23 protein-coding genes are annotated in these 26,524 nt (G+C 68.7%); 9 read left to right on the top strand and 14 right to left on the bottom strand.

Going from position 1 to position 26,524, the window contains the following annotated elements; translation table 11 throughout:
* Nucleotides 1-45: 45 nt before the first annotated feature.
* Both IMW82_RS10530 and IMW82_RS10525 read right to left on the bottom strand, forming a co-directional pair.
* On the bottom strand, nt 46-2,538 hold the full coding sequence (locus IMW82_RS10530) for a GGDEF and EAL domain-containing protein (protein WP_211004400.1): 2,493 nt from the start codon (nt 2,536-2,538) through the stop codon (nt 46-48).
* Nucleotides 2,539-2,624: 86 nt separating this feature from the next.
* Complete coding sequence (locus tag IMW82_RS10525) at nt 2,625-3,764, bottom strand: hypothetical protein (protein WP_211004399.1); 1,140 nt, start codon at nt 3,762-3,764, stop codon at nt 2,625-2,627.
* Nucleotides 3,765-3,878: 114 nt separating this feature from the next.
* On the opposite strand from IMW82_RS10525, the gene IMW82_RS10520 reads away from it, so the two are divergent.
* Nucleotides 3,879-5,162 carry an acetyl-CoA C-acetyltransferase gene (locus IMW82_RS10520; protein ID WP_108470273.1) on the top strand — a complete coding sequence of 428 codons (1,284 nt, stop codon included), beginning with the start codon at nt 3,879-3,881 and terminating at the stop codon, nt 5,160-5,162.
* A 53-nt stretch (nt 5,163-5,215) separates the two neighbouring features.
* Nucleotides 5,216-5,773, top strand: a complete 558-nt coding sequence (locus tag IMW82_RS10515) for an energy transducer TonB (protein WP_211004398.1) — start codon at nt 5,216-5,218, stop codon at nt 5,771-5,773.
* A 105-nt stretch (nt 5,774-5,878) separates the two neighbouring features.
* Here the strand turns inward: IMW82_RS10515 and IMW82_RS10510 are convergent, their stop codons facing one another.
* From IMW82_RS10510 to IMW82_RS10495, 4 genes are all read right to left on the bottom strand, one after another.
* On the bottom strand, nt 5,879-7,756 hold the full coding sequence (locus IMW82_RS10510; protein WP_211004397.1) for a phosphatidylserine/phosphatidylglycerophosphate/cardiolipin synthase family protein: 1,878 nt from the start codon (nt 7,754-7,756) through the stop codon (nt 5,879-5,881).
* Nucleotides 7,757-7,837: 81 nt separating this feature from the next.
* Entirely contained in the window at nt 7,838-8,311 is a 474-nt protein-coding gene (locus IMW82_RS10505) for a histidine phosphatase family protein (protein ID WP_108470276.1), read from the bottom strand.
* A gap of 48 nt (nt 8,312-8,359) precedes the next feature.
* On the bottom strand, nt 8,360-8,992 hold the full coding sequence (locus tag IMW82_RS10500) for a ParA family protein (RefSeq protein ID WP_211004396.1): 633 nt from the start codon (nt 8,990-8,992) through the stop codon (nt 8,360-8,362).
* Nucleotides 8,993-9,102: 110 nt separating this feature from the next.
* Nucleotides 9,103-10,143 (bottom strand): hypothetical protein, encoded by a 1,041-nt coding sequence (locus IMW82_RS10495; protein WP_211004395.1) that lies wholly within the window; start codon nt 10,141-10,143, stop codon nt 9,103-9,105.
* A gap of 163 nt (nt 10,144-10,306) precedes the next feature.
* Between IMW82_RS10495 and IMW82_RS10490 the strand changes: the two genes are divergently transcribed.
* On the top strand, nt 10,307-10,501 hold the full coding sequence (locus IMW82_RS10490; protein WP_108470278.1) for an antitermination protein NusB: 195 nt from the start codon (nt 10,307-10,309) through the stop codon (nt 10,499-10,501).
* 83 nt (nt 10,502-10,584) lie between these two features.
* Here IMW82_RS10490 and speE read toward each other — a convergent pair whose 3' ends face one another.
* Nucleotides 10,585-11,454: a polyamine aminopropyltransferase gene (gene speE, locus IMW82_RS10485; RefSeq protein WP_211004394.1), complete on the bottom strand. Its 870-nt coding sequence runs from the start codon at nt 11,452-11,454 to the stop codon at nt 10,585-10,587.
* A 287-nt stretch (nt 11,455-11,741) separates the two neighbouring features.
* On the opposite strand from speE, the gene speA reads away from it, so the two are divergent.
* Together speA and IMW82_RS10475 are read left to right on the top strand one after the other, a co-directional pair.
* The gene (speA, locus tag IMW82_RS10480) at nt 11,742-13,631 is read left to right on the top strand and encodes a biosynthetic arginine decarboxylase (RefSeq protein WP_211004393.1); all 1,890 of its coding nucleotides are present in this window, start codon (nt 11,742-11,744) and stop codon (nt 13,629-13,631) included.
* Between the two features lie 126 nt (nt 13,632-13,757).
* The gene (locus IMW82_RS10475; protein ID WP_211004392.1) at nt 13,758-14,543 is read left to right on the top strand and encodes a 3-hydroxybutyrate dehydrogenase; all 786 of its coding nucleotides are present in this window, start codon (nt 13,758-13,760) and stop codon (nt 14,541-14,543) included.
* Between the two features lie 65 nt (nt 14,544-14,608).
* On the opposite strand, the gene IMW82_RS10470 is transcribed toward IMW82_RS10475, so the two are convergent.
* The 5 genes from IMW82_RS10470 to radC all read right to left on the bottom strand — a co-directional run bounded on the left by IMW82_RS10470 (nt 14,609) and on the right by radC (nt 19,976).
* Nucleotides 14,609-15,364 carry an SDR family NAD(P)-dependent oxidoreductase gene (locus IMW82_RS10470; protein ID WP_211004391.1) on the bottom strand — a complete coding sequence of 252 codons (756 nt, stop codon included), beginning with the start codon at nt 15,362-15,364 and terminating at the stop codon, nt 14,609-14,611.
* Between the two features lie 67 nt (nt 15,365-15,431).
* The gene (locus IMW82_RS10465; protein WP_108470283.1) at nt 15,432-16,199 is read right to left on the bottom strand and encodes a hypothetical protein; all 768 of its coding nucleotides are present in this window, start codon (nt 16,197-16,199) and stop codon (nt 15,432-15,434) included.
* Nucleotides 16,200-16,406: 207 nt separating this feature from the next.
* On the bottom strand, nt 16,407-17,108 hold the full coding sequence (locus IMW82_RS10460) for an SPOR domain-containing protein (protein ID WP_211004390.1): 702 nt from the start codon (nt 17,106-17,108) through the stop codon (nt 16,407-16,409).
* Entirely contained in the window at nt 17,108-18,796 is a 1,689-nt protein-coding gene (gene argS, locus IMW82_RS10455) for an arginine--tRNA ligase (protein ID WP_211004389.1), read from the bottom strand. Before argS ends, IMW82_RS10460 begins: the two co-directional genes overlap by 1 nt.
* 508 nt (nt 18,797-19,304) lie before the next feature.
* Entirely contained in the window at nt 19,305-19,976 is a 672-nt protein-coding gene (gene radC / locus IMW82_RS10450) for a DNA repair protein RadC (protein WP_211004388.1), read from the bottom strand.
* A gap of 97 nt (nt 19,977-20,073) precedes the next feature.
* Between radC and coaBC the strand changes: the two genes are divergently transcribed.
* The 3 genes from coaBC to IMW82_RS17775 are packed head-to-tail and all read left to right on the top strand — an operon-like array spanning nt 20,074 to nt 24,093.
* A complete protein-coding gene (coaBC, locus tag IMW82_RS10445; RefSeq protein ID WP_211004387.1) occupies nt 20,074-21,279 on the top strand; it encodes a bifunctional phosphopantothenoylcysteine decarboxylase/phosphopantothenate--cysteine ligase CoaBC in 1,206 nt (401 codons plus the stop codon).
* The gene (gene dut / locus IMW82_RS10440) at nt 21,276-21,734 is read left to right on the top strand and encodes a dUTP diphosphatase (RefSeq protein WP_108470288.1); all 459 of its coding nucleotides are present in this window, start codon (nt 21,276-21,278) and stop codon (nt 21,732-21,734) included. The genes coaBC and dut overlap by 4 nt, the downstream gene beginning before the upstream one ends.
* 58 nt (nt 21,735-21,792) lie before the next feature.
* Nucleotides 21,793-24,093: a phosphomannomutase/phosphoglucomutase gene (locus IMW82_RS17775; RefSeq protein WP_211200183.1), complete on the top strand. Its 2,301-nt coding sequence runs from the start codon at nt 21,793-21,795 to the stop codon at nt 24,091-24,093.
* 90 nt (nt 24,094-24,183) lie between these two features.
* Here IMW82_RS17775 and IMW82_RS10430 read toward each other — a convergent pair whose 3' ends face one another.
* A complete protein-coding gene (locus tag IMW82_RS10430) occupies nt 24,184-24,825 on the bottom strand; it encodes a DUF4124 domain-containing protein (RefSeq protein ID WP_211004386.1) in 642 nt (213 codons plus the stop codon).
* A gap of 106 nt (nt 24,826-24,931) precedes the next feature.
* Complete coding sequence (gene pyrE, locus IMW82_RS10425) at nt 24,932-25,579, bottom strand: orotate phosphoribosyltransferase (protein WP_211004385.1); 648 nt, start codon at nt 25,577-25,579, stop codon at nt 24,932-24,934.
* 112 nt (nt 25,580-25,691) lie between these two features.
* Here pyrE and IMW82_RS10420 point away from each other — a divergent pair, with 112 nt between their 5' ends.
* Entirely contained in the window at nt 25,692-26,462 is a 771-nt protein-coding gene (locus IMW82_RS10420) for an exodeoxyribonuclease III (protein WP_211004384.1), read from the top strand.
* Nucleotides 26,463-26,524: the final 62 nt, after the last annotated feature.

The following is a 26,524-nucleotide window of genomic DNA, read 5'->3' as shown; positions in this document are numbered from 1 at the left end:
CGGGCGCTGCCCGCCGCTTCGCCTCGGGACACGGAGCGGGAGCCGCTACGGGTCAGGTAAAATCCGGGCGGGTTCGGCCAGCAGCCGCTGGAACTCGTCGGTCGGCATGGGCGCGCCGAACAGGAAACCCTGCAGCTGCGAACAGCCGGCCTGACGCAGGAACGCGGCCTGCTCGCGCGTCTCCACGCCTTCGGCGACCACTTCCTTGTCGAGGCCGCGCGCCATCGCGATGATTGCGCTGGTGATGGTGGCGGTGTCGCGGTCGCTGGTGAGGTCATGCACGAACACACGGTCGATCTTCAGCGCGTCGATCGGGAAATGCTTCAGGTACGACAGGCTGCAGTAGCCGGTGCCGAAGTCGTCCAGCGACAGCCGCACGCCGCGCCGCTTGATCCGTTGCAGCAGGCCGGTGGTCGCGTCACCGCCGGACATCACCATGCGCTCGGTCAGTTCCAGTTCGAGCAGGCCGGCATCCAGTCCGCTTTCGTCCAGCACCTCGTCCAGCCAGTGGTAGAACTCGGCGTGCTGGAACTGCAGCGGCGACACATTCACCGACACCGGGATCGCGTGGCCGGCATACAGCCACCGTTGCGCCTGGCGGCAGGCCTGGCGCAGCACCCAGGCGCCGATCGGCAGGATCAGCCCGGTGTCCTCGGCGACCGGGATGAACTGGTCCGGCTTGTACTGCTCGTGGCCGTCCGCGTACCAGCGCAGCAGCGCCTCGGCGCCGACGATGCGGCCGCTCTGCGCCTCCACCTTGGGCTGGTAGTGCAGGTCCAGTTCGTGCCGCGACAGCGCCTGGCGCAACGCCGTCTCGATCCGCCGGCGTGCCTGCGTGCGCTCGTTCATCGACGCGGTGAAGAAGCGGTAGCCGTGCAGGCCCTGCGCCTTCACCGCGACCAGCGCGGTCTCCGCATGCTGCAGCAGACCCTCCGGTTCGGTCGCATCGTCCGGGTACACGCTGATGCCGATGCTGAGGTGCAGGTCCAGCTCGGGCAGCCCGTCGACGCGGGTCTGCTCGCCCTGGTTGATCAGCGTCTGGCACAGGCTGGCCGTCTCGCCCACGTTTTCCAGGTGCGGCAGCAGCACCACGAATTCGTCGCCGCCGTAGCGGCTCAGCAGCTCGTCGCCCGGCAGGCAGCGCTGCAGCTGGGCGGTGAACGCGCGCAGTACCTGGTCGCCGGCGGCGTGGCCGTGCAGCTCGTTGACCTGCTTGAAGTTGTCGATGTCGATGTAGAGCAGCGCGGCGCGCTGCTGGCGCCGGTTCGCGGTGGCGATCGCCTGGCCGATGTGCCCGTGCAACTGGCTGCGGTTGGGCAACCCGGTGAGCGTGTCGTGCTGGGTCAGGTGGATCATCTTCAGCGCCAGCGCGCGGGTCTCGCTGACGTCGTGGAACACCAGCACGCCGCCGATCACGTTGCCGGCGTGGTCGTGGATCGGCGCGGAGGAATCCTCCACCGGCGTGTCGAAGCCGTGGCGGTGGCGCAGCAGGGTCTTGCCGACCAGGTCGACGATGCTGTTGTGGCCGATCGCCGCGCGCAGCGGATTGGCCACGGCGTGGCCGTCGTGGGCATCGAACAGCTGGAAGATCTCCTCGATCGGCCGGCCCTGCGCCTCGATGCTGCTCCAGACGGTCATCGCCTCGGCGATCGGGTTGAGCGAGGTGATGCACAGTTGCGGGTCGGTGGTGATCACTGCGTCGCCGATCGAGCGCAGGGTCACCTCGGCCAGTTCGCGCTCGCGGTGCAGCGCGTCCTCGAACGCCTTGCGCTGGCTGATGTTCTGGATCTGCACGACGAAATAAAGCGGACTGCTGTCGTTGTCGCGCACCAGCGACACGCTGAGCTGCACATGCACCGGGTCGCCATTCTTGTGGAAATAGCGTTTCTCGATGTGACACGATTCCAGCTCGCCAGCCAGCATCTGCTCATGCCGCGAGTCGCTGGCCGCGATGTCGTCGGGGTGCGTGATGTCGCGCGTCGTGCGCGACAGGAATTCGTCCTCGTGGTAGCCGAGCATCGCGCAAAGCGCCGCGTTGACCCGCAGCCAGCGGCTGTCCGGTGCAACCAGCGCCATGCCGATCGCGGCATGCTGGAACGCGCCGAAGAAGCGCTGCTCGCTCTCGTGCAGCTGCAGTTCCAGGTCGCGCCGCTCGGTGATGTCGACCAGCGCGGTGAAGATGCCGCGGACGCGGCCCCCGGCATCGAAGTCGGGCTCGAAGTTGCCGCGGGCATAGCGCCGCTCGCGGCCGTTGTACAGTTCGCCCTCGTAGCTGGCCGTGTGGCCGGCATAGGCGCTATCCAGCGCCACGCTGGCCAGCTCATGGTTGCGCGGGCCGATCACGTCGATCAGGCGCCGGCCGATCAGCTGCTGCGGGTCGATGCCAAGCCAGCGGCGATGGGTTTCGTTGGCGTAGCGAAAGCGCTGTTCGTGGTCGAGGTAGGCCAGCAGTGCGGGCGCGCCGTGCGCGACCCATGCCGGCCAGTCGGTTTCATCCGGAAGCGATGGCGATACCTCGGCAGGCTTGTGCGGCCGCATGGTCATTCCGTCAGCATGGCGCCCCCTGTCAGCGCGCCGCCATCATGCGCCGAGTTGCCGGCGTTGCCCAGCCGTCCCGGCGGCGATCAATGCAGGGCGGTGGCCGGCGCGCCGAGCCGGCCGTCGGCGTCAAGCACGATCCGGCCCAGCGCATGCAGTTCGGCGGCGATCGCATAACGGTCGGCCAGCCGCGCCAGCAGCGGCCCCAGCGCCCGCGGTTGCAGCGGATAGCCGTGCGCCAGCGCGCGGGCATGCCCGCCATCGCCGCGCTGGGCCAGGGTGACCGCCACCACGCCGAGGCCGGGCGCCTCGTGCGCGAACAGCTCCGGCGGGTCGTAGCTGGGGTCGGCCGCGGCCAGGGTTTCCAGCAGGTAGCCGGCGGCCGCCTCGGTCTGCCGCGTGGCGTCCGGCTGCAACTGCAGCGGCAGCTGGTGCGCATCGAGCAGCGCGGCGTACTGGCGCAGCTCGAACACGATGCCGGCGAAATCGTGCGTGCGCTCGGCGCTGTCGCCGGTTTGCGCGGCCAGCCATTGCGACGGCGGCTGCACCAGCACCTTGCCGTCGGCGTAGCGCAGGGCCAGCCCGCGCGCGCTCATCGTCGTTTCCTCGCGGTCCGGGGTCAGCAGCGCCGTCTCCAGCAGCGCCCACAGCGGCGCCAGGTTGACGTGCTCGTACTGCACGCAGGTCAGTGCCAGCAGGTCGTTGCGGCTGAGGTAGCGCACGTGCTCCAGCCGGATGCCGAGCGTGCGCATCAGCCAGTCGGCGGTCAGCGCACCGGCCTCGCCGCGGCCGACCAGCTGGATCTCCAGCTGCTCGGACAGTTCCTCGGCCTGCTCCGCCGGCGCCAGCAGATGCATCGGCAGCAGCCGCATCGGGCCTGCGGCGTAGGTCGGCGACGGCTCCAGCGATGGCAGCGGCATGTGCCCGTCGTGGCTGCCGAAGGCCACCACATTCCCCAGGTGGTTGCGCGGCACGCGCCGCGCCAGCTCGTCCAGCGTGGCCCATACCGGGAAGCCCGGCCGCAGCAGCTCGACCTGGTCGAACAGCGCGCCGGCCAGCGCCAGCCGCGCGACGTCGACCTGCGGCACCAGCGCATGCAGGTCGCTGGCGACCAGCGCGGCCAGTTCGGCGGCCTCGTCGCGGCTCAGGGTCATGCGTGGTGCTTCGCCCGCAACCGGTTCCAGCGCCAGCACCACAGGCAGGGCGGACAGTGTTTGTGCTTCCACGGGCGGCGATCCGGCAGACAAAGAGTGTCGATTCTACCATTCAGGCTTTTGGGCTTTCGCCGCGCGGCATGGCGGGTTAGCCTTGGCGGACTTGAGTGGTGGACTGTTCCGAGCATGGAAAACACGCAGAAGCGCGTCGGGGTGATCGGCGGTGTGCGCATCCCGTTCTGCCGCAACAACACGGCGTATGCCGACGTCGGCAACTTCGGCATGTCGGTGAAGGTGCTCGGCGCGCTGGTCGAGCGCTTCGGCCTGCACGGGGTGGAACTGGGTGAAGTGGCGATGGGCGCGGTGATCAGGCACCCGTCCGACTGGAACCTGGCGCGCGAGGCGCTGCTCAGCTCCGGGCTGGCGCCGACCACGCCGGGCATCACCACCGCGCGCGCCTGCGGCACCTCGCTCGACAACGCCATCATCATCGCCAACAAGATTGCCGCCGGGCAGATCGAGGCCGGCATCGCCGGCGGTTCGGACACCACCTCCGACGTGCCGATCGTCTACGGCACCCGCCTGCGCAAGCGCCTGCTGGCGATGAACCGGGCGAAGACGCCGCTGGACAAGCTGAAGGTGGCGCTGCGCGGCTTCTCGCTGGGCGAGCTGAAGCCCTCGTTCCCCGGCGTGGCCGAACCGCGCACCGGCAAGTCGATGGGCGACCACTGCGAGCAGATGGCGAAGGAGTGGCACGTCAGCCGCGAGGCGCAGGATCAGCTCGCGCTGGACAGCCACCGCAAGCTGGCCGCCGCCTATGACGCGGGTTTCTTCGGGGACCTGCTGGTGCCGTTCCGCGGGCTGAAGCGCGATGGTTTCCTGCGCCCCGATTCGAGCATGGAAAAGCTGGCCACGCTGAAGCCCGCGTTCGACAAGACCTCCGGCCACGGCACGCTCACCGCCGGCAATTCCACCGGCCTGTCCGACGGCGCCGCCGCGGTGCTGCTGGGCAGCGAGGCGTGGGCCGCGCAGCGTGGGCTGAAAATCCAGGCCTGGCTGCGCGACGCCGAAGTCGCCGCGGTGGATTTCGTGCACGGCGAAGGCCTGCTGATGGCGCCGACCATCGCGGTGCCGCGCATGCTGGCGCGCCACGGGCTGACCCTGCAGGACTTCGACTACTACGAGATCCACGAGGCGTTCGCGGCGCAGGTGCTGTGCACGCTGCGCGCGTGGGAATCGGCCGACTACTGCAAGCACCGGCTCGGCCTGGACGCGCCGTTCGGTTCGATCGACCCGGCCAGGCTCAACGTACACGGCTCCAGCCTCGCCGTGGGCCATCCGTTCGCTGCCACCGGCGCGCGGATCATCGCCACACTGGCGAAGCTGCTGGAACAGAAGGGCGCCGGCCGCGGGCTGATCTCGATCTGCACCGCCGGCGGCATGGGCGTCACCGCGATCCTCGAGCGCTGAAGGATTCGGCAGCTTCAGCCGCGATTCGCCCAGCGGGGTGCATAAAGACCGCCATGTTTCGCCTGCGCACCACCACCACCCTCAGCCTGATCGCACTGGCCGTCGGCGTCGCCGGCACCGGCTGGCTCAGCACCCAGACCGGCATCTGGCCCGGTCCGCCGGCGCGCTACACCGCGCGGGTCGACACGTCGACCGCGATGCGTGCCCACCCTGCCCCGCGCCGCCCGCACGGCCCGGCCCGCGTGGTGCCGACGCGCCGGGCGCTGCCGCCGATGGTCGCCGGTGATGAAGTGCAGGCCGCCGTCGCCACCCCCGCGCCTGCGCCGGAACTGGTACCGCTGGCCACGCCTGCCGATACCTCGCAGCCATGGGACGAGTTGCGCGGCCACCTCGACGGCCGCGTGCTGCTGCACGTCGACATCGACGCTGGCGGCCGCGTCAGCGCCGCCAGCCTCGCCGAATCCAGCGGCGACCCGGTGCTCGACCAGCACGCCCTGCGCAGCGTGCGCGGCTGGCGCTTCGCGGTGCCGCCGGACCATCCCGACGGCCTCAGCGGCGAGCTGCCGATGCGCTTCACCTCGCGGGGCGATCGCGTCGCGCAGTTGCCGTAGGGTTATTGCCCGGTCGCATGGGTGCTTCGCGCTTTGTCGGTTCAGAGCGAAGAGCTTCAAACTGGGAAATAGGTGGCGAAGTGATTTCCGCACGGTGAGCGGCGCTCACAGGATGCCCTTGGCCCCCACCCCGAACGCGGTGACCAGCCGCGTGATGATCAGTTTCGGCGACAGCGCCACGTCGGGGAAGTCGCCGACCGGTTCGTAGCAGGCGTAGAAATTCGGGTCGGTGGCGCGCAGCGGCTGGCAGCCGGGCTTGAGGTCGAAGCTGGTGGCGTAACGGAACGGCCACAGGTCGAACAGCGGCAGGCTCTCGGAAACCGAGCCGATCGCCTGGTTGATGTCGGTCAGCACCGGCACCTTCGACTGCCGCGGGGCGATCACCCACGCGTTCTCCGGCTGCGTGCTGCGCAGGATGCTGTGGCGCAGCTGGTCGGCGAAGCCGTGGTCGTAGACGATCACGCCTGACTCGGTGTTGTAGTGGTCCGAGCGCGGGTCGAAGTTGTGCGAGCCGACCATCGCGAAGATGTCGTCGACCACGATCGACTTCGCATGCAGGCCGAAGCGCATGCCTTCGCTTTGCAGCGGCGCCGGCCGATTGTTGCTGCCGCGGCTGCCGAGCAGGTGGAAGCGCGCTGCGGGGACGTGGGCCAGGCTGGCGGCTTCCGACGGCGGCAGCGCGGTCGTGTCCAGGTCGAGGTTGGCCAGTTCGTTGTCCACCGCGGCGCTGGGCGCGTGCGGCTTCAGTTCGTGCACCTCGAAGCCGAATTTCTTCAGGTAGCGCTTGCGGTGCTTGTACGACATCGCGTACACGGCGAAGGCGTCGGTCGCGGCCAGCGAGTTGGTGGAGACGATCACCCGCGGCGGATCGGTGCGCCGGTGCAGCGTGCGAAAGATGTGCTGGGCGCGTTTGCTCATCACCAGGTACGGTGTCTGCAGCAGCACCTCCCGTTTCGCTTCGCTGATCATGCGCATGATGTGCTGGGTGAATTCCAGCGCGCGTCGTTTGTCCGGCTTGTCGGTCTTCGCCGGCAGGTCGCTGAAGTACTCCACCTGGCCGACCTGCCGCGAGGCGTCGACCAGCCAGGTCTGCAGCCAGGCGGGGTCTTCGGCGGCTTGTTGCACCCGTGCCACGCGCACCGGCCGGCGGTAGCGTGGGGCCGGCCACACCGGCGGCACACGGTCGGACAGGATGCGCCGGTTGATGTCGCGCAGGTGGGTCAGCGGCAGCGAGCGCTTGTGGTTCCAGAACAGCGCGAAGCTGGCCGCCATCTGCCGCGCGGCCGGCCCGCCGACCATTGCGTCGCGGTCGACGTAGTTGAAGGCGTCGTCCCAGTTGAAGTAGCGGTCCTGGTAGTTGCGCCCGCCGGTGATGCCGATGGCGTCGTCCACCAGCAGCAGCTTGTTGTGCATGCGCTGGTTGAACTGCATGAAGCAACACAACAAGCCGGCGGCGAATTCCAGCGGCTGGGTGTGGGCCTTGTGGAAGGTGGGGTTGTACAACCGCACTTCGAGGTTCGGGCTGATCCGTGCCAGCCGGTCGAGCAGGTCCGGGTCGTTGAAGGAGAACAGCTGGTCGGCCAGGATGCGCACGCGCACGCCGCGCCGTGCGGCGCGCACCAGTTCGTCCAGCATCAGCTGGCCGGCGTCGTCCTGGTCCCAGATGTAGGTCTGCACGTCGATCGACTGGCGCGCGGCGCGTACCAGGTTGATCCGTGCGGCCATGGCCGGCGCGGAGTCGTCGAGCAGGGTGACCACGTGCACCGGCTGCTGCGGGGTGGAGGCGGCCAGCGCGGCGTTGGCGGCCTCCAGCAGTGGCGACGGCAGCGCGCAATGGTCGGTCCGGTCGCAGGTACTGATGCGGTCGGCGCCGGCGGCGACGATCGCATCGGCGCGGCGGATCTGCGCGCGCGGCACCGTGCAGCCCTGCAGCAACAGCAGGGCGAGTACGAGCGGGAAAGCGAATCGGCGCAGGACGGGCATGGGCGAATCATACGTTCTGCGCGTGCCGGGGCCGTGAGGAGGCGGGCGAGGCGTGGCGCTGGCGGAGGGCCGCGGCGCGGGTCAGGGCGACCAGAACGCGTCCAGCCGCGCGTTGCCCGGCTCCAGCGCGCCATCCAGGTGCAGCACGGCCAGCGCGCCGGGCGGCATGCCGCGGAATTCGTCGGAGCGGCCCTCGACCAGCAGGGCGACCAGCCGCTCCATGCCAGGGTTGTGGCCGACCAGCAGCACGGTGCCGGCGTCGGCGTGCTGGTCGAGCAGGGCCAGCAGTTCGCCGGGCGAGGCGTCGTAGATTTCGTCGGCCTGTTGCGGCACCGGTGCGTTGTCGATGGCGGCCAGCGCCAGCCGGGTAGTCTCGTCGGTGCGCCGGCTCGGCGAGCACAGCACGCGGTCGGGGTGCAGGCCGTGCGCGGCCAGCCACAGCCCGGCGGCCTGCGCCTCCCGCTCGCCGCGCACGCTGAGCGGACGCTGCGGGTCGTCGCCGGTGGTTTCCATCGGCACGGCTTCGGCGTGTCGCAACAGGATCAGTTCGTGCATGGAGTGCTCCGGGGGTGGTGGCGCGGTGAACGTCGGGAAGGTCGCGCGTCAGTGCTGGCGCTTGATCCAGCGCAGCAGGGCCTTCCAGTCCTGCTGGTGGCTGCGCACCTGTTCGGACTGGTAGTCGAAGATGCCCTTGCCGAGGCCGGCGAGCAGCACGTAGGCCTGACTGTCGCGCAGTTGCGCGGCGATCGGGAACGGCGACTGTTCGGCGAGCTGGGCGAGCGCGTCCTGGCTGGCGTGGGTCCACGGCTTGAGCCGGTTGGCGACCAGCGCCACCGGCAGCTTGCCGCTGCGGATGCGTTTGATCGCCTGCAGCTCATCGAGGAAATGCAGCGTGGCGTCGAGGTCGAACGAGGACGGCAGCACCGGCACCAGCAGCACGTCGGCCACGTCGAGGTAGGGTTCCAGCTCGCGCTCATCGGCGCCGGCGGGGGTGTCGATCAGCAGTTGCTGGGTGTCCGGCGGCACGCGCTGCAGGCTGCGGCGGCCGCTGTCGAGGGCCAGTACGCCGGGGACGTTGTCCGGTCTGAGCTCGGCCCAGTGGAAGCTGGAGTGCTGCCGGTCGGCGTCGAGGATCGCGGTGTGCTGCCCCGCCTGGGCCCAGTGCGATGCCAGTTGCGTCACCAGCGTACTCTTGCCGCAACCACCCTTGCTGCTTGCCACCAGCGTCGTAAGCATCGGATCGCCCCTGCTACGGAAGGTGGACCAAGCCTAGCCGGTAGGCCGGGAATAGGGAATCGGGAATCGGGAATCAGAGGAACCAACGGCTCCCGATCATGCCCTGCCCTCTATTCCCGATTCCCCGCTGCATGCGGCTGCCAGCCGGCGGGCGCCTCGACCGGGATGCCGTTCTCGCGCAGGGCGGCCAGCTGCAGGCTCATCTCGGTGCCGCCGTGGCGGGCCAGCGCCAGCAGGTGCTGCGCCAGCGTCGCGTCGTCCTGCGCCCGGGCCAGCAGCTGGGCGAAGCTCTGCACCTGCCAGACCAGGTTGCGGCGGGCGTCCTTCGCTTCCTGCTGCTGCGCCGGGTCGTCGGCCAGCACCTCGCGCAGGTGCAGGCCGAGCGAACGGGCCAGCGGGCTGGAACCCCATTCCAGCGTCTTGCCCAAGGCCAGGCAATCGGCCTTGATCGAGGCATCCCCGCCGGCGTTTCCGCACAGTTGGGCGACCAGCTGCAGGCCCGGCTGCGGCTGGGTGCCGGCCAGGCCATAGACCAGCACGGCCTGCATGCCCACCGCGCCGCCCGCGTGGGCCGGGTCCAGCGTGGCGGGCGGTGGCGGCAGCGCGCCGGCGGCATTGGCCAGCGCCTGCAGGCTGATGCCGGTGTAGTCGTCGTAGCGTTTCGCCGCAGCGGCCTGGGCCAGGTCTTCGCGGGCGGCATCCTGCTTTTTGCTGCGCGCATCGACACCGAGCTTGAGCAGCCACACCGCGGCGTTGTCCGGCGCCCGGGTCAGTAGTTGCTGCAGGGCCCCATCGTTCGGGCAGGTATCGGCGGCGGCATCGCAATCGGCCAGTTGCACCCAGTACACCGCCGCGTCGGCGCCTTCGGCCTGCGTGGCACGCTCGATCAGGCGGTGGAAGCTGTTCTCCGGCGGCTGGTTGAACAGCGGCCGGGCGAGCAGGGCCGCGCCGAGCAGCCGCGACGGATCGCCGCCGGGCGCCAGTACGCTGACCAGATCGCGCTGGAACGCGAGCTGGGCCTTGTCGCGGGTCTGGGCCGACTTGTCCGGTGTGCCGCGGTTCTTGCCGGCGGCGGGCTTGCCGGCGAATACCGGCGCGGCGGCCAGCGACAGGGCGCAGGCCAGGGCAAGGCAATGCCATCCACGCATCATGGGCTCGGCTCCGTGATCGAACAAAGCGCGCAGCATACCTTGCAAGGATTAAGCGCGGCTGATTCATCGGCCGGTGAAGGGTGGCCGCTGCGGCGCCGCTTGCTACGATGGGGTTCCCCGGCGCAGGACCGCGCCTCCATGCTTATCGCTCGGGAGACGCGTAGTGGATCATCTGACGACGTTCGCCGGCGGCGCACCCTGGTTTGTCGGCTGGGGCACGCTGGCCTTGATCAATGCCGCCCTGGCGCAGGGCAAGAACCGCAGCGGCCTGCTGTGGTTCCTGCTGTCGCTGCTGTTCGGCCCGCTGGCCACGCTGCTGCTGGTGCTGCTGCCGAAAGTGCGTTCGAAGATGTTTTGAGGGCAGGGATTCGGGACTGGGCTTCGGAAAAGCGCCGGGCCGTGGCTCCTCCGCATCCCCCATCCCGCATTCAAATCCCGGCTTTACTCCCCCAGCGCCTCGCGCATGAATTCCGGCTGGGCCAGCGCGGCCTTGTGGATCTCGGCGTTGTAGTACTTCGTGTGGAAATTCTTGGCTGAAGCGCCGCGCTCGCGGAAGCCGGACAGGTCGCCACCCTTGCGCGCCATGGTGCAGCTCCACCAGCCGGTGGGGTAGCACGGCTGCGGGAACGGCAACGTCTTCACCGCGCTGAAGCCGGAGGTGCGCATCGCCGAGCGCATCGACTTGATCAGCTCCAGGTGCGCCAGCGGCGATTCGCTCTGCTGCACCAGCAGGCCACCATGGCGCAGCGCCTTGTAGCAGCTGGCGTAGAACGCGGCGTTGAACAGGCCCTCGGCCGGGCCGACCGGATCGGTCGAATCGACGATGATCAGGTCCAGCGAATCGGGCTCGGCGTCGGCCATGTACTTGATGCCGTCGATGAACAGCAGCTCGGCGCGCGGGTCGTGATTCGATTCGCACAGCTCGGGAAAATACTGCTCGGCCAGCCGGGTCACGCGCTCGTCGATCTCCACCTGCACCGCATGTTCGACTTCCTCGTGGCGGAGCACTTCGCGCAGCGTGCCGCAGTCGCCGCCGCCGATGATCACCACGCGCTTGGCGCGCGCATGGGTGAACAGCGCCGGGTGGGTCATCATCTCGTGATAGAGGAAGTTGTCGCGGGTGGTCAGCATCACGCAGCCATCGATCACCATCAGCTTGCCCCAGTCGGTGGTCTGGTGGATCTCGATGGTCTGGAACGGGGTCTTCTCCGCATGCAGCAGCTGCTCGGTACGGAAACCGATGGAGGAGCCGGAAGCCTGGTGGGCTTCAGTGAACCAGCTGGTTTCATTCGAGGTGGGTTGCTGCGACATGGGTGATGTTCCTGACGAACCGGGTGGATGGACAAAGACCGCCAATTGTAGCGATATCGGTGGTGAACGTCCCGCGAGCCGGGCGGCTGCGTTGCACATATCGTCACAGGCGGCCATTACAATGGCGGCTGGCCTTGCCGGGCAATGCGCCGGCGGCCGACCAGTCCGATCGGCCCCGCGGCGTGCGAGGCTTCCGGTCGCTCGGGCTCGTGCTCCTGTTGTTGAGCAAGACGTCAAGGCTCGCCGCTGCGACGACATCGTCCTTTTTCATTAGGGAGATTTCGCTGATGGCGAACCATTGGAATACCGACACTGCCCGCCACACTTACGCGGTGCCGCACTGGGGCGACGGCTACGTCGACGTGGATGGTGCCGGCGACATCGTGATGCGTCCGCGTGGCGTCAACGGCCCGGCGTTGTCGCTGCCGCAGATCGTCGAACGCGCCCGCGCCGAAGGCCTGCGGCTGCCGCTGCTGGTGCGTTTTCCCGACATCCTGGCCGACCGCCTGGCGCGGCTGCAGGGTGCGTTCGCCCAGGCCATCGACGAGCACGGCTACGCCGGCGGCTATACCGCCATCTACCCGATCAAGGTCAACCAGCAGCGTGGCGTGGCTGGCGAGCTGGTCGCTGCCGGCACGCACGGCTTCGGCCTGGAAGCGGGCTCCAAGCCCGAGCTGATGGCGGTGCTGGCGATGGCGCGGCCCGGTTCCATCGTGATCTGCAACGGCTACAAGGATCGCGAATACATCCGCCTGGCGCTGATCGGGCGCAAGCTCGGCCTGCGCGTGCATATCGTGATCGAGAAGCTGTCCGAACTGGACCACGTGTTCAGCGAGGCGCAGGCGCTGGGTGTTGAACCGCTGCTCGGCGTGCGTGTGCGACTCGCCTCGATCGGCGCCGGCAAGTGGCAGAACACCGGCGGCGACAAGGGCAAGTTCGGGCTGTCGCCACAGCAGGTGCTGACCCTGATCGAGCGGCTCGACGCGGCCGGCCTCAAGCACACGCTGAAGCTGCAGCATTTCCACATGGGCTCGCAGATCTCCAACGTGCGTGACATCGCCAACGGCATGCGCGAGGCCACCCGTTACTTCGTCGAGCTGCGCCGGATGGGCGTGCCGCTGGAGATCGTCGACGTCGGCGGCGGCCTCGGTGTGGACTACGAGGGCTCGCGCTCGCGCAGCCACAACTCGATCAACTATTCGATCGAGCAGTACGCCGCCACCATCGTGCAGTCGCTGGCCGAGGCGGTGGCCGCCGAAGGCCTGGCCGCGCCGCACATCCTCACCGAGGCCGGCCGCGCGATGACTGCGCACCACGCGGTGATGGTGGTCAACGTGACCGAGGTGGAGGAAGTGCCGGACGGCGCGATCCCGCCGCCGCGTGCGGACGAGCCGGCGGTGCTGCGGCGGCTGCGCGAGACCTGGGAAGAGCTGGACCGGCGCCCCGCGCTGGAGCTGTTCCACGAGGCCCAGCATCACCTCAGCGAAGGCCAGACGCTGTACGCGCTGGGCCAGCTGCCATTGGCCGACCGCGCGCGGCTGGACGAGATGTACTACGCGATCGCCAACGCCGTGCGCGCGCGCCTGCTGCCGGCCGAGCGTTCGCACCGGCAGGCGCTGGACGAGCTGGACGAGAAGCTGGTCGACAAGTACTTCGTCAACTTCTCGGTGTTCGAGTCGATCCCCGACGTGTGGGCGATCGGGCAGATCTTCCCGATCGCGCCGATCGCGCGACTCGGCGAGCAGCCCACGCGCCGCGGCGTCATCGTCGACCTCACCTGCGATTCGGACGGCCGCATCGACCACTACGTCGATGCCGAGGGCGTCGACGTCAGCCTGCCGCTGCATGCACTCAGGGACGGTGAAAGCTACCGGCTCGGCATCTTCATGGTCGGCGCCTACCAGGAGACGCTGGGCGACATCCACAACCTGTTTGGTGACACCGACGCGGTCAACGTGCGCGTCGACGGCGACGGCTATACCTTCGCGCATATACGCCGCGGCGACACCACCGATCTCATGCTCGACTATGTCGGTTACGACCTCGAGGCGCTGCGCCGGAGCTACCGCGAGCGCATCGCCGACGCGGGTCTGACCGGCGCCGAAGCCGGGCAGTTGTACGACGCGCTCGACGGCGGGCTCACCGCGTACACCTACCTGGCCGAGGACCTGCGCTGACGGTGTGGTGGTGGCCGCATGGCCTGTCCCAAGGTCCGATGGCGGCCACCGTGGCGGGGCCTACAATCCGGCCGATGGGCGCGATCCCGTGATCACGCCCGCCCCATCCTCTCCAAGGAGCAGTACATGACAAGTCTCAACGGCAAGGTGGCCCTGATCACCGGTGCGGCCAGCGGCCTCGGCAAGGCCATCGCCGAGCTGTACGCGAAGCATGGCGCCAGCGTGGCGATCGCCGACATCAACCAGCAGGCCGCCGATGCGGTGGCGGCACAGATCAACGCGGCCGGCGGCAAGGCGCTCGGCGTGGCGATGGACGTGACCAGCGAGGACGCGGTCAACGCCGGCACCGACAAGGTGGTGGCGGCCTTCGGCGCGCTCGACATCCTGATCTCCAACGCCGGCGTGCAGATCATCAACCCGATCGACCAGTTCGCCTTCGCCGACTGGAAGAAGATGCTGGCGATCCACCTCGACGGCGGCTTCCTCACCACCAAGGCGGCGCTCAAGCACATGTACAAGGATGACCGCGGCGGCATCGTGATCTACATGGGCTCGGTGCATTCGCACGAGGCGTCGAAGCTGAAGTCCGCCTATGTCGCCGCCAAGCACGGCCTGCTCGGCCTCACCCGCACGCTGGCCAAGGAAGGCGCGCCGCACCACGTGCGCTCGCACGTGATCTGCCCCGGCTTCGTGCGCACGCCGCTGGTGGAGAAGCAGATTCCCGAACAGGCGAAGGAGCTGGGTATCAGCGAGGACGAGGTGATCAGGAACGTGATGCTGAAGGACACCGTCGATGCCACCTTCACCACGGTTGAGGACATCGCGCAGACGGCGCTGTACCTGGCCACCTTCCCGTCCGCGGCGCTGACCGGTCAGTCGATCGTGGTCAGCCACGGCTGGTTCATGCAGTAGCCGCCGGGATTCGGGACGGGCAGGCGCGCAGGGCGGGCAGCGCCTGCCATGCGCGCGAGGTGTTTCTACGCGTCGCGATGCACCTGCAGCCCGGCCGCCGACTGGCTCACCGGCATGATTTCCAGGCGCGTGACGTCCAGGTGCGGCGGCAGGTTGGCGATCCACCAGAGGGTGTCGGCGATGTCGGCCGCGGTGATCGGGTGGGCGCCGGCATAGAGCTGGTCGGAGGCGGTCTGGTCGCCGCCGGTGCGCACCAGGGTGAACTCGGTCTCGGCCATGCCCGGCTCGATGGAGGTGACGCGCACGCCGCTGCCGTGCAGGTCCACGCGCAGGTTCTGCGAGAACTGGGTGACGAAGGCCTTGGTGCCGCCGTACACGTTGCCGCCGCGGTAGGGGTAGCTGCCCGAGATCGAGCTGATGTTGGCGATCGCGCCGCGCCGTTCGATCAGCCGGGGCAGCAGCAGGTGGGTCAGCGTCACCAGCGCGGTGACGTTGGTGTCGATCATTTGTTTCCACTGCGCCAGGCTTGCCTGCTGCGCCGTCGCGGTGCCCAGCGCCAGGCCGGCGTTGTTGACCAGCAGGTCGATGCCGGCGAATCCCTCCGGCAGCGTGTCGATGGCTGCGCGCATCGCCGCCTCGTCGCGCATGTCGAACGCCGCCGCATGCACCTGCCCGGCGCCGTGCCGGTTCACCAGCTGTTGCAGCCGCTCGATGCGGCGGCCGCTGGCGATCACCCGCCAGCCGCCGGCCACGAAACGTTCCACGGTGGCGGCGCCAAACCCGGAGGTGGCGCCGGTGATCCAGGCAGTCTTGGTCGTCATGCACGCCAGTGTAGTGGCTGGCGCGGATCCGGGCGACCGTGCCGGCCGCCCGGATCGCATGCGTCGCTTACTTGCCGGAGGCGATGTAGCTCAGCTCCGCGTTGTAGCTGTCCACGTGCGAGGCCTGCTTGACGACTGCGTCATTGAGCGACTGGCGGATCGCAGCAGCGTCGCTCTTGCCGTACACATTCTCGACCATCTTCCACACGCCGGGATCGGGTTCCGCGCCCAGGTCCGCCCAGTTCTTGGCGGGAACCACCAGGATGAAGTCGGGAGCGCCCTCACCCGCGTCGACCAGCCGGGCAATCTGGTAGTCGTGGGGCCAGTTCGACTTCGCGGCGGCGGCGGCGATCTTCTTCGCCGCTGTCGTGAAGGCCGCCACGGCCTGGTGGCCAGACTTGAGCGTGAAATTGGTCACCTCGATCAGCGGCGGCGGCGGGCCCATCTGCCTGGAGTGGTGGCTCAGCTCGGGCATTGCCTGCATGAAGGCGCTGGTCTCGCTCTTCAGGTGCGGGTTCACCTGCGAGCCGATCACCGGCAGGCAGGCTTTCACCGTGGCGTCCATTGCGTCGAAGGTGCTCCATGGCACCGGGTCGGTGACATAGGAATAGCTGTAGGTATCGCCGGTTTCGTGCGTCCAGGCGATCATGTTGTACTTGAAATCGTGCTGGCGCAGGCACTGGTTGAACGCCTTGGAGCCGGCCACGTACGCCTGTTGTTCGGCGGGCGCCACCATGTCGGTAAAATCGCGGATGGCGCGGGCGTTGTCAGCCGCCTGCGCGCCGCTGCATGCGAGCGCAAACGCCAGCGCCAGCCAGACTGTGCTGTTTTTCATGCGAATCTCCCCGGGCACTTGTCCCGTTGCGTGGATCAGAGGTTCCCCTGCATGTTGGTAACGGGCGGCGGGCGAGGATGGTGCGCAGTGCTGGCGTAAGTGGGGCGTGAAAGCTACCCCGGGCGGGTTTCACGCGTGCTTAAGGAAATAAAAAGGCCGCGCTGCGGGCGCGGCCTCGGGTGGCCGGGATGACCGGAAGGCGGGAGCCTAGTGCCCTTCCTTCAGCGCGATCGCGTTGATGCCGGCGCCGGCCAGGCGCTGCTTGGTCGATTCCAGCTCGGTGGCCGAGCGGAACGGCCCCAGGCGCACGCGGTTGTAAGTCTGCCCGCCGATGTTGACCGACTGCACGTTCGCCACGAAGCCCTGCAACGCGAGTTTCGCCTTCAGCGTTTCCGCGTCGGCGGCGTTCGGGAAGGCGCCGACCTGCAGCAGGTAGCCGCTGCCGGCAGTAGGTTGCGGCACCGCACTGGCCGGCGCGGCGGTGACGTCCTGGCTGACCGCGGCCGGCGCATTCGCCGGCGGTGCCGCCTGGGCTGCCTGCTGCGCCTGCAACTGGGCGGCCTGCTGCTGCTTCTGCTGCTGCTCGACGCGCGCCTGCGCGCTGATCTCGGCGTCGGGGATGCGCACTTCTTTTTCCGACAGCACCGAGTAGAAGTCGAACTGCGGCTTCTTCGGTGCATTGTCGCCGCTCGATTCGAGCACGCCCGGTGCGCTGCCGCGCTCGGCCGTGGCCTGCGGGTTCGCCTGCGGACCGTCGGCCTTGCGCAGGCTGGTCAGCAGGCTGCCGCGCATCATCACCGCCATCAGGATCGCGCCGGCGACCAGGCCGATGACCGCGTAACCCCAACCCGGGAAACCGTTGTTGCCGTTGCGCACGGCCTGCCGGCCCCTGCCCTTGCGTGCTGCCATTACATCTTCTCCGGGGCATCGAGGCCCAACAAATCCAGACCATTCTTCAACACCTGCCGGGTCGCCACCACCAGCGCCAGACGTGCGTTGCGCAGCGCGGCGTCCTCGACCAGGAACTGGTGCGAGTTGTAGTAGGTGTGGAACGCGTTCGCCAGTTCGCGCAGCCACGCCGCGACCAGGTGCGGCTCCAGGTTCGCCGCGGCGGCCTCAACCAGCTCGGGGTACTTCGACAGTTCGGTGAGCAGGATCTGCTCGTGCTCGTTGTCCAGCCGGTCAAGGTGGGCGAGGCCGTCGGCGAGGTCGACGCTGTAGCCCTTCTCCGGCGCCTGGCGCAGCACGCTGCACACGCGGGCGTGCGCGTACTGGATGTAGTACACCGGGTTGTCGTTCGACTGCGAGCGCGCCAGGTCGATGTCGAACACCAGCTGCGAGTCGCTCTTGCGCGAGATCAGGAAGTAGCGCGTGGCGTCCTTGCCGACCTCGTCGATCAGGTCGCGCAAGGTGACGTAGCTGCCGGCGCGCTTGGAGATCTTCACCTCCTCGCCGCCCTTCATCACCGTCACCATCTGGTGCAGCACGTATTCCGGCCAGCCCTTGGGGATGCCGCAATCCAGTGCCTGCAGGCCGGCCTTCACCCGTGCCAGCGAGCCGTGGTGGTCCGAACCCAATTCGGTGATCGCGCGTTCGTAGCCGCGCTGCCACTTGCTGAGGTGGTAGGCCACGTCGGGCAGGAAGTAGGTATAGGTGCCGTCGGACTTGCGCATCACGCGGTCCTTGTCGTCACCGAAATCGGTGGTGCGCAGCCACAGCGCGCCGCCTTCCTCGTAGGTGTGGCCGTGCGCGACCAGTTCGCGTACGGTTTCCTCCACCTTGCCGTCGGTGTACAGCGAGGATTCCAGGAAGTAGGTGTCGAAGCCCACGCCGAACGCCTGCAGATCCAGGTCCTGCTCGTGGCGCAGGCTGGCCACGGCGAAGCGGCGGATCGCGTCGAGGTCGTCCACGTCGCCCGCGCCGGTCACCGTCTCGCCATCGGCGATCACCGATTCGCGATCGAGGTAGGCGCGCGCCACCTCGGCGATGTAGTCGCCGCGGTAGCCGTTTTCCGGCCAGCTGCTGTCGTCCGGGGTGATTCCGCGCGCGCGCGCCTGCACCGAGATCGCCAGGTTGGCGATCTGCACGCCGGCGTCGTTGTAGTAGAACTCGCGCTTCACGCGCCAGCCGCTGGCGTCGAGCAGCCGGCTCAGGCAGTCGCCGATCGCCGCGGCGCGGCCGTGACCCACGTGCAGCGGGCCGGTCGGGTTGGCCGAGACGAATTCCACGCCGACCGTCTTGCCGTGGCCGCCGGCGTTGCGGCCGTAGGCGTCGCCCTCGGCCATGATCCGGCGTACCTCGGCGTGATACGCGCCGGGGGCGAGGAAGAAGTTGATGAAGCCGGGGCCGGCGATCTCGACCTTCTCCACCAGGGCGTTCGCCGGCAGCGCGGCGACCAGTTTCTCCGCCAGCTCGCGCGGCTTGGCGCGCGCCGGCTTGGCCAGCAGCATCGCCACGTTGCTGGCGAAATCGCCATGGTCGCGGCTGCGCGCGCGCTCGATCACGAAGCCGGGCAGGCTGAGATCGGCAGGCAGGGTGGCGTCGTCTTGCAGGGCCTGGATCGCCTGCAGCACCAGTTCGCGCAGCTGTTCTTTCACGGGTGGGGTCGGTTTCGTGATGGAACCGCCAATCCTAACAGACCGCCTGCCGGTGAAACGCACCGGCAGGGAGGCCCGGCGCGGGCGGCCGGTGTCGCTTCCGGTCGCGTCGGAATTTTGACGCACCGCGGCGAGTCAGCCTGTGGATAAGTCTGTGGGGAAAGCAGAGGACTGCGGCCCGTGCGGGCCCGGAGACCGTCAATCATCGACTCATCCCAAGAAATTAAATATGAATATCAATGAATTGGGATGTCAACCTAGAGCCGATGCCCGATAGGTGTGGCAAGTGCCGGTATTGCTGCTTTGTGTATAAGTCCCGGCGGCTTGGGCGGTGCTTCCGGTTGAGGTTCGCGTCATGGTTTTGTCATGCGGCACTGCGATACTGAACGGGCCAGAACATGAACTCCCCTCCATGACATGGCGACCGGGGATGCCGCTCTCCCCACCTCCCCCAATCGGCCTCACGGCGTGGCTTGTGCCACGCCGTTTTTTTGTCTGCGGGCCGGTTTCAGATCAGGCCGCGGGCCGCCATCGACACCGGCTCGCCGCTGCCGATCACCAGGTGGTCGAGCACACGTACGCCGACCAGCTGCAATGCATCACGCAGCTCGTGGGTGATCGCGCGGTCGGCGGCGCTGGGTTCGGCCACGCCGGAGGGGTGGTTGTGCGCGAAGATCACCGCGCAGGCGTTGTGCTGCAGGCAGGCCCTCACCACTTCGCGCGGATGCACGCTGGCGCCGTCGACGGTGCCGCGGAACAGCTCCTCGAACGCCAGCACGCGGTGGCGGTTGTCCAGGTACAGGCAGCCGAACACCTCATACGGAAGGTGGCGCAGGCGTGCGCGCAGGTAGTCGCCGCTGTCGCGCGGGTTGCCCAGGCTGGGTTTCTCCAGCAACTGTTCGGCCAGGCTACGCCGAGCCAGCTCCAGTGCGGCGGCGATGCGGGCGCGCTTGGCCGGACCCAGTCCACCGACGCGGATGTTGTGCTCGGTCCGGCCGAGCAGGGCGCCCAGGCTGCCGGCGGTGTTCAGCAGTTCGCGACCCAGCGCCAGCGCGTCCTTGCCGCGGCTGCCGCTGCCCAGCAGCACCGCCAGCAGTTCGGCGTCGGACAGCGCGCTGCTGCCGCGCGCCAGCAGTTTTTCACGGGGACGTTCGCCTTCGGGCCAGTCGCGGATGCTCATGCTCCCCAACTTGCCCGTTGATGCTGCCGCCGGGCAGCGGGCAAGACGAGTGAATCCGGTAAGCTAGGCCTCTGCCCGATTGTCAGGCCCGCCTTACATGAGTCTTGCCCAACGCCGCATCCTGCTCGGAGTGTCGGGTGGCATCGCCGCCTACAAGTCCTGCGAACTGGTTCGCCGCCTGCGTGACCTCGACGCCGAGGTGCGCGTGGTGATGACCGAGGGCGCCACCCACTTCGTCAGCCCGACCACGTTCCAGGCGCTGTCCGGCCAGAGCGTGCGGGTCAGCCTGTGGGACGCGCAGGCCGAGGCGGCGATGGGGCATATCGAGCTGGCGCGCTGGGCGGAACGCGTTCTGGTCGCACCGGCCAGCGCCGACCTGCTGGCGCGGCTGGCACACGGCATGGCCGACGACCTGCTGACCACGCTGTGCCTGGCCAGCGCCGCGCCGCTGTACCTGGCGCCGGCGATGAACCAGCAGATGTGGGCGCACCCGGCGGTGCAGGCGAATATCGCCACCCTGCGCCAGCACGGCGCGCAGCTACTGGGGCCGGCGGTGGGTGACCAGGCCTGCGGCGACGTCGGCAGTGGTCGCATGCTGGAGCCGCACGAATTGCGTGATGCGCTGGTGGCCTCGTTCGGCGATCGTTCGCTGGCCGGGCTGAAGGTGCTGGTCAGCGCCGGGCCGACCTACGAGGACATCGACCCGGTACGCTTCATCGGCAACCGCAGCTCCGGCCGGATGGGTTTCGCGGTGGCCGAGGCCGCTGCGCAGGTTGGTGCGGAGGTGACCCTGGTGGCCGGGCCGGTGAGCCTGGTCACACCGCCCGGCGTGACCCAGCGCATCGATGTGCGCAGCGCGGCGCAGATGCACGCGGCGGTACTGCAAGCGGCGACGCAGGCGGACATCTACATCGGCGCGGCGGCGGTCGGCGACTATCGCCCGCAGGAAGTGTCCGCGCAGAAGCTGAAGAAGCGCGACGGCGGCGAACTCACCCTGCGCCTCGGCGAGAATCCGGACATCCTGGCCAGCCTTTCCGCGCAAACCGCGCACCCGTTCCTGGTCGGATTCGCCGCGGAGACGCATGATGTGGCGAGCTATGCGCAGGGCAAGCTGCGCCACAAGGGGCTGGACATGATTGCGGCAAACCAGGTGGGCGGCGGCCTCGGCTTCGAGGCGGCCGACAATGCGTTGACGCTGTACTGGGCCGATGGCGTGGCCGAGCTGCCGCGGACATCGAAAGCCGAACTGGCGCGCCGGCTGATCGCCCACGTGGCCGAACGCTACCTGGCGACGCGCGGATGACGATCGAGGTCGAGCTGAAGATCCTCGATCCGCGCCTGGGCGACAGCATCGCGCTGCCGCAGGCCGCCACGCCCGGCAGCGCCGGCATGGACCTGCGCGCCGCGCTGGATGTGCCGCTGACCCTGGCGCCGGGCGAAAGCGCGCTGGTGCCCAGCGGCATCGCCATCCACATCGGCGATCCGGGCTGGTGCGCGCTGATCGTGCCGCGCTCGGGGCTGGGTCACAAACATGGTCTGGTGATGGGCAACCTGGTCGGGGTGATCGACGCCGACTACCAGGGCCCGTTGATGATTTCGTGCTGGAATCGCGGCAGCCAGCCGTACACCATCGCGGTGGGCGACCGCATCGCCCAGCTGCTGCTGGTGCCGGTGGCGCAGGCGCGGTTGAACATCGTGACCGACTTCGCGCCCAGCGAGCGTGGTGGCGGCGGGTTTGGCTCGACCGGTATCCAATAACCAGCAGGGTCGGCCCGGGCAATCGGGCCAGCCTACAGTGACAGTCGCAGGGGTGGGTATGGCGTTGAACATCGCGAACGAACGGCTGCGCAACCTGCAGGTCGACTGGCGGGACCTGTTGCCGCTGGCCGGCGCCACCGCGCTGCTGCTGCTGGGACTGTTCTGCGCCTGGCAGACTTGGCTGATTGCCGACGAGGGCCATGCGATCCGGCGCGTGCACCAGGCCCAGGACGAGGCCGTGCAGGCGCTGTCCCGGGAAATCGCCAGCCAGCGTGGCGCGGTCGAGAAGGTACTGGCCGGGGTGGACCCGGCGACCCTGTTGAGCAACCCGGCGCAATCCGCCGCGGCGCTGCGCCAGCAGCTGCCACAGGCGAAGAGGCTGGATATCTACAGCGGCGACCTCAACGAGGTGCTCAAGGCCAATTACCGCGAGTTCGGCTACGCCAAGGCGGCCCAGCTGATGGCCGCGCAGAGTGCGGAAGGCGTGCCGCTGGCGCAGAGCGTCTCCTACGGCAACGGCGATCGCCGGCTGAGCCTGGTGATTCCGCTGGGGCCGCCGCAGCAGGCCCAGGCCTGGGTCTGGGTCGAGTTGCCGTTTGCTCCGCTGAGGCAGCGTTTCGACGCGATTTCGCCGGCCGGTGGCCGGCTCGACCTGCGTCAGGGCGACGATCGCGGCAACGTGCAGCTGTTCTCGCACGGCAACGGTTCGGTCGAGGCCGAGGTTGCCGGCAAGCCGGTGGCGGGCAGCGCGTTCAGTGTGGGCGCCGGCCTGCCCGGCGCCTTCATCGTGTTGCCGCGCTGGTGGCTGTTGAGCGGGCTGCTGGCCCTGCTCGGTCTTGGCGGCGGCGGTTATCTGCTGTACCTGCGCCAGCGCTGGAAAGCGCAGCCGGAAGCCGAGGCGCCCGATCTGCCGCTGCCGGCGCGCCAGAGTGCCCCGGCCCGGGCCAAGCCGCCGGAGCCGTCGGCTGCCGCGGCGGTCGGCGTGGACCCGAGCATCTTCCGCGCCTACGACGTACGCGGCGTGGTCGGCAAGACCTTGAACAAGGAGGTGGCGCGCGCGCTGGGCCAGTCGATCGGCACGCTGATGGCCGAGAAAGGCCTGCGCGAGATCGTGGTCGGCCGCGACGGCCGGCTGTCCGGGCCGGAACTGGCCGGGGCGCTGGCCGAAGGCCTGCGCGAGGCCGGGGTGGACGTGATCGACATCGGCGCGGTGCCGACACCGGTGGTGTATTACGCCACCTACCGCTTCAACACCGGTTGCGGCGTGGCGGTCACCGGCAGCCACAACCCGCCGGACTACAACGGCTTCAAGATCGTGGTCGGCGGCGAGACCCTGTCCGAAGGGGCGATCCAGGACCTGTACCAGCGCATCGCCGGTGGCGCGCTGGCCAGCGGCGGCGGCGGTGGCCTGCGCCAGGTCGACGTGGCCCCGGACTACATCGAGAAGATCATCTCCGACGTGCTGGCCGAGCGCCGCCTGAAGGTGGTGGTCGACTGCGGCAACGGCATTCCCGGCGCGATCGCGCCGCAGGTGCTGGAAGGCGTCGGTTGCGAGGTGATCCCGCTGTACTGCGACGTCGACGGCACGTTCCCGAATCATCATCCGGACCCGTCCGATCCGGCCAATCTGGAAGACCTGATCCACGCCGTGCGGCAGACCGGCGCCGACCTGGGCATGGCGTTCGACGGCGATGGCGACCGCCTCGGCGTGGTCACCCAGTCCGGCGAGATCATCTACCCGGACCGCCTGCTGATGCTGTTCGCGCGCGACGTGCTGTCACGCCAGCCTGGCGCCACGGTGATCTACGACGTGAAATGCACCAGCCACCTGAAGGGACAGATCCTGGACGCCGGCGGCAGCCCGCTGATGTGGCGTACCGGGCACTCGCTGATCAAGGCGAAGATGCGCGAGACCGGTGCCGAGCTGGCCGGCGAGATGAGCGGGCACTTCTTCTTCAAGGAGCGCTGGTACGGCTTCGACGACGGCATCTACGCCGCCGCGCGGCTGCTGGAGATCCTCGCCGGCGACCTGCAAGGGCGCAGTGCCGAGCAGATCTTCGCCACGCTGCCGAAGAGCGTTTCCACGCCCGAGCTGAAGGTCGAACTGGCCGAGGGTGAGCACTACCGCTTCATGGACCAGCTGCGCCAGCAGGCCAGCTTCGAGGACGCCACCCTGATCACCCTCGATGGTTTGCGCGCGGACTGGGCAGATGGCTGGGGGCTGGTGCGCGCGTCGAATACCACGCCGGTGCTGGTGCTGCGTTTCGAGGCGGACAACCCGGCGGTGCTGAAGCGGATCCAGCAGGTCTTCCGCCAGCAGCTGCTGGCGGTGGACCCGGGATTGAAGCTGCCCTTCTAGCAGCGCCCGGGTGCGGAGTGAGGGCTCCCTCCGCGGGGGAAGTGGTGCGCAGGGCAGGATGGCCGAGAGGTTCACCCCGCTGGCGTCGCCCTACTTCGCCGCCCGCTCCTGCGCCGCCCTGACTTCGCGATAGTGCGCCAGCTGCCCGGCCTGCTGTTGCACGGTTTCGGCGCGCAGGGCCTGCTGGTGGCGCAGCGTGTCGCGCAGTCCGGCGACCACGTTGCGCTGCTGCGTGAGGCTGTCGGCCAGGGGTTTCGGCACCGGGCTCTTGGCGTTCTCCAGATCAGCCGCGCGGCCGAGCAGGTCGGTCAGGGCCTTCTCCTGGCTGCGCAGGTTGATCTGGCTGGTGTGGATCTGCTGGTCGATCATGTCCAGCGCCTGGTGCAGCGAGATCTGGTAGGACTCCTCGTCCGGGTAGGCCGCCAGCATCTGCGAGTCGGCGTTCGCGCGTTCCTGCGCGGCGCGCTGCTGGGCCGCCTGTTCGGCCGCCAGCTTGTTGGCGGCGGCGCGTTCGGCGGCATTCAACTGGCGCGGCACGCGTTGCACCACGAGGCCGCGGTCGTTGACCAGGTCGTAGCCGTACTTCATCGCCTCGGCGGTGAGGCTGTCGCTGAAGTGCATCAGGCCTTGAGCGTCGTACCACTTGTAACGGATGTTGCCGGTGTTCTGGGCGTGCGCCGACAGGCTTGTGGCCAGCACGACGGCAGCGATGACGAGCAATGGTTTGCGCATGGATACCCCTCTCGTTGCCCAGTATAGCCAGCGCCGTCGCGCTGCCTAGCTCCGTGCCGGCGCTAGCGGCCGCCAGTGTGACCGGGTTCGCTTGAGCCTGTCGAACTCAGCGCTGAACCCCGTAGCGCTCGCGGTAGGCCAGCAGCCGGGCGTGCTCGGCGGCCAGCCGGGGGTGTTCGCCGGCGTAGGCCAGCACGTCGTCGAGGCTGGTGATCGCGATCACCGGGATGCCGTAGTCGGCGGCTACTTCCTGCGCGGCGGAGCGCTCGCCCTGACCGCGCTCCTGCCGGTCCAGCGCGATCAGCACGCCGGCCGGTTCGGCGCCGTGCGCACGGATCAGCGCCAGCGACTCGCGCACCGCGGTGCCGGCGGTCATCACGTCGTCGACGATCAGCACGCGGCCCTTGAGCGGAGCGCCGACCAGCACGCCGCCCTCGCCGTGATCCTTCGCCTCCTTGCGGTTGTACGCCCACGGCAGGTCGCGGCCGTGACCATCGGCCAGCGCGATGGCAGTGGCGGCAGCCAGCGCGATGCCCTTGTAGGCGGGGCCGAACAACATGTCGATGGCGATGCCGGAATTCACCATGGCGGCGGCGTAGGCGCGGCCGAGCTGGGCCAGCGCGGCACCGGAATCGATCCGTCCCATGTTGAAGAAGTACGGGCTGTGGCGGCCGGATTTCAGGGTGAACTCGCCGAAGCGCAGCACCTCGCGTTGCAGGGTGAGTTCGATGAATTCGCGCTGGTAGTCGTGCACGGTGGATCTCGCAAGCGGTGAAAGCCGGACGGCGGGCGCCATGGTACAGCCCACGGCGGCGCGGACGGGGTGGCGCGGTTGCTATGATGGCCGCATTGCCCCGGTAGTCAGCATGCGCATCGTCACCCTGAACGCCAATGGCATCCGCTCGGCCGCGACCAAGGGCGTGTTCGACTGGTTGCGCCAGCAGGATGCCGACGTGGTCTGCCTGCAGGAAACCAAGGCGCAGGAGGACCAGCTGGGCGACCCGATGTTCCGCCCCGACGGCCATCACTGCTTCTACCGCGACGCCAGCAGCAAGAAGGGCTACAGCGGCGTGGCGATCTACGCCAAGCGCGAGCCCGACCAGGTGCTGACCGAACTGGGCTGGGACGAATTCGACGACGAGGGCCGCTACATCGAGGCGCGCTTCGGCAAGCTCAGCGTGGTCTCGCTGTACTTCCCGTCCGGTTCCTCCGGCGACGAGCGCCAGCAGTTCAAGTTCAGGGCGATGGAGTGGATCACACCGATCTTTGACCAGTGGCTGGAGAGCGGTCGCGACTACGTGATCTGCGGTGACTGGAACATCGTGCACACCAAGAACGACATCAAGAACTGGTCGTCCAACCAGAAGAACTCCGGCTGTCTGCCGCAGGAGCGTGCCTGGCTGGACCTGCTGTTCCACCAGCGTGGCTGGGTCGACAGCTTCCGTGCGATCAAGCCGGACGCCGTCGAGTACACCTGGTGGTCGAACCGCGGCCGCGCGCGTGAGAGCAACGTGGGGTGGCGGATCGACTACCAGGTGGTCTCGCCAGGTCTGCGTGAACGCCTGAAGGCTTGTTCGATCTATCGCGACGAACGCTTCTCCGACCACGCGCCGTACACCGTCGACTATGCCGACTGAGTCGGCAGGCCGGCCGGCCAGGCCGTCGGTATGGCGTGCGTTCGCCCAGCCGGCGGCGTGGA

Source organism: Rhodanobacter sp. B2A1Ga4 (assembly GCF_018101315.1).
Taxonomy (GTDB): Bacteria; Pseudomonadota; Gammaproteobacteria; order Xanthomonadales; family Rhodanobacteraceae; genus Rhodanobacter; species Rhodanobacter thiooxydans_A.
This window is presented reverse-complemented; position numbering and strand designations above follow the sequence as displayed.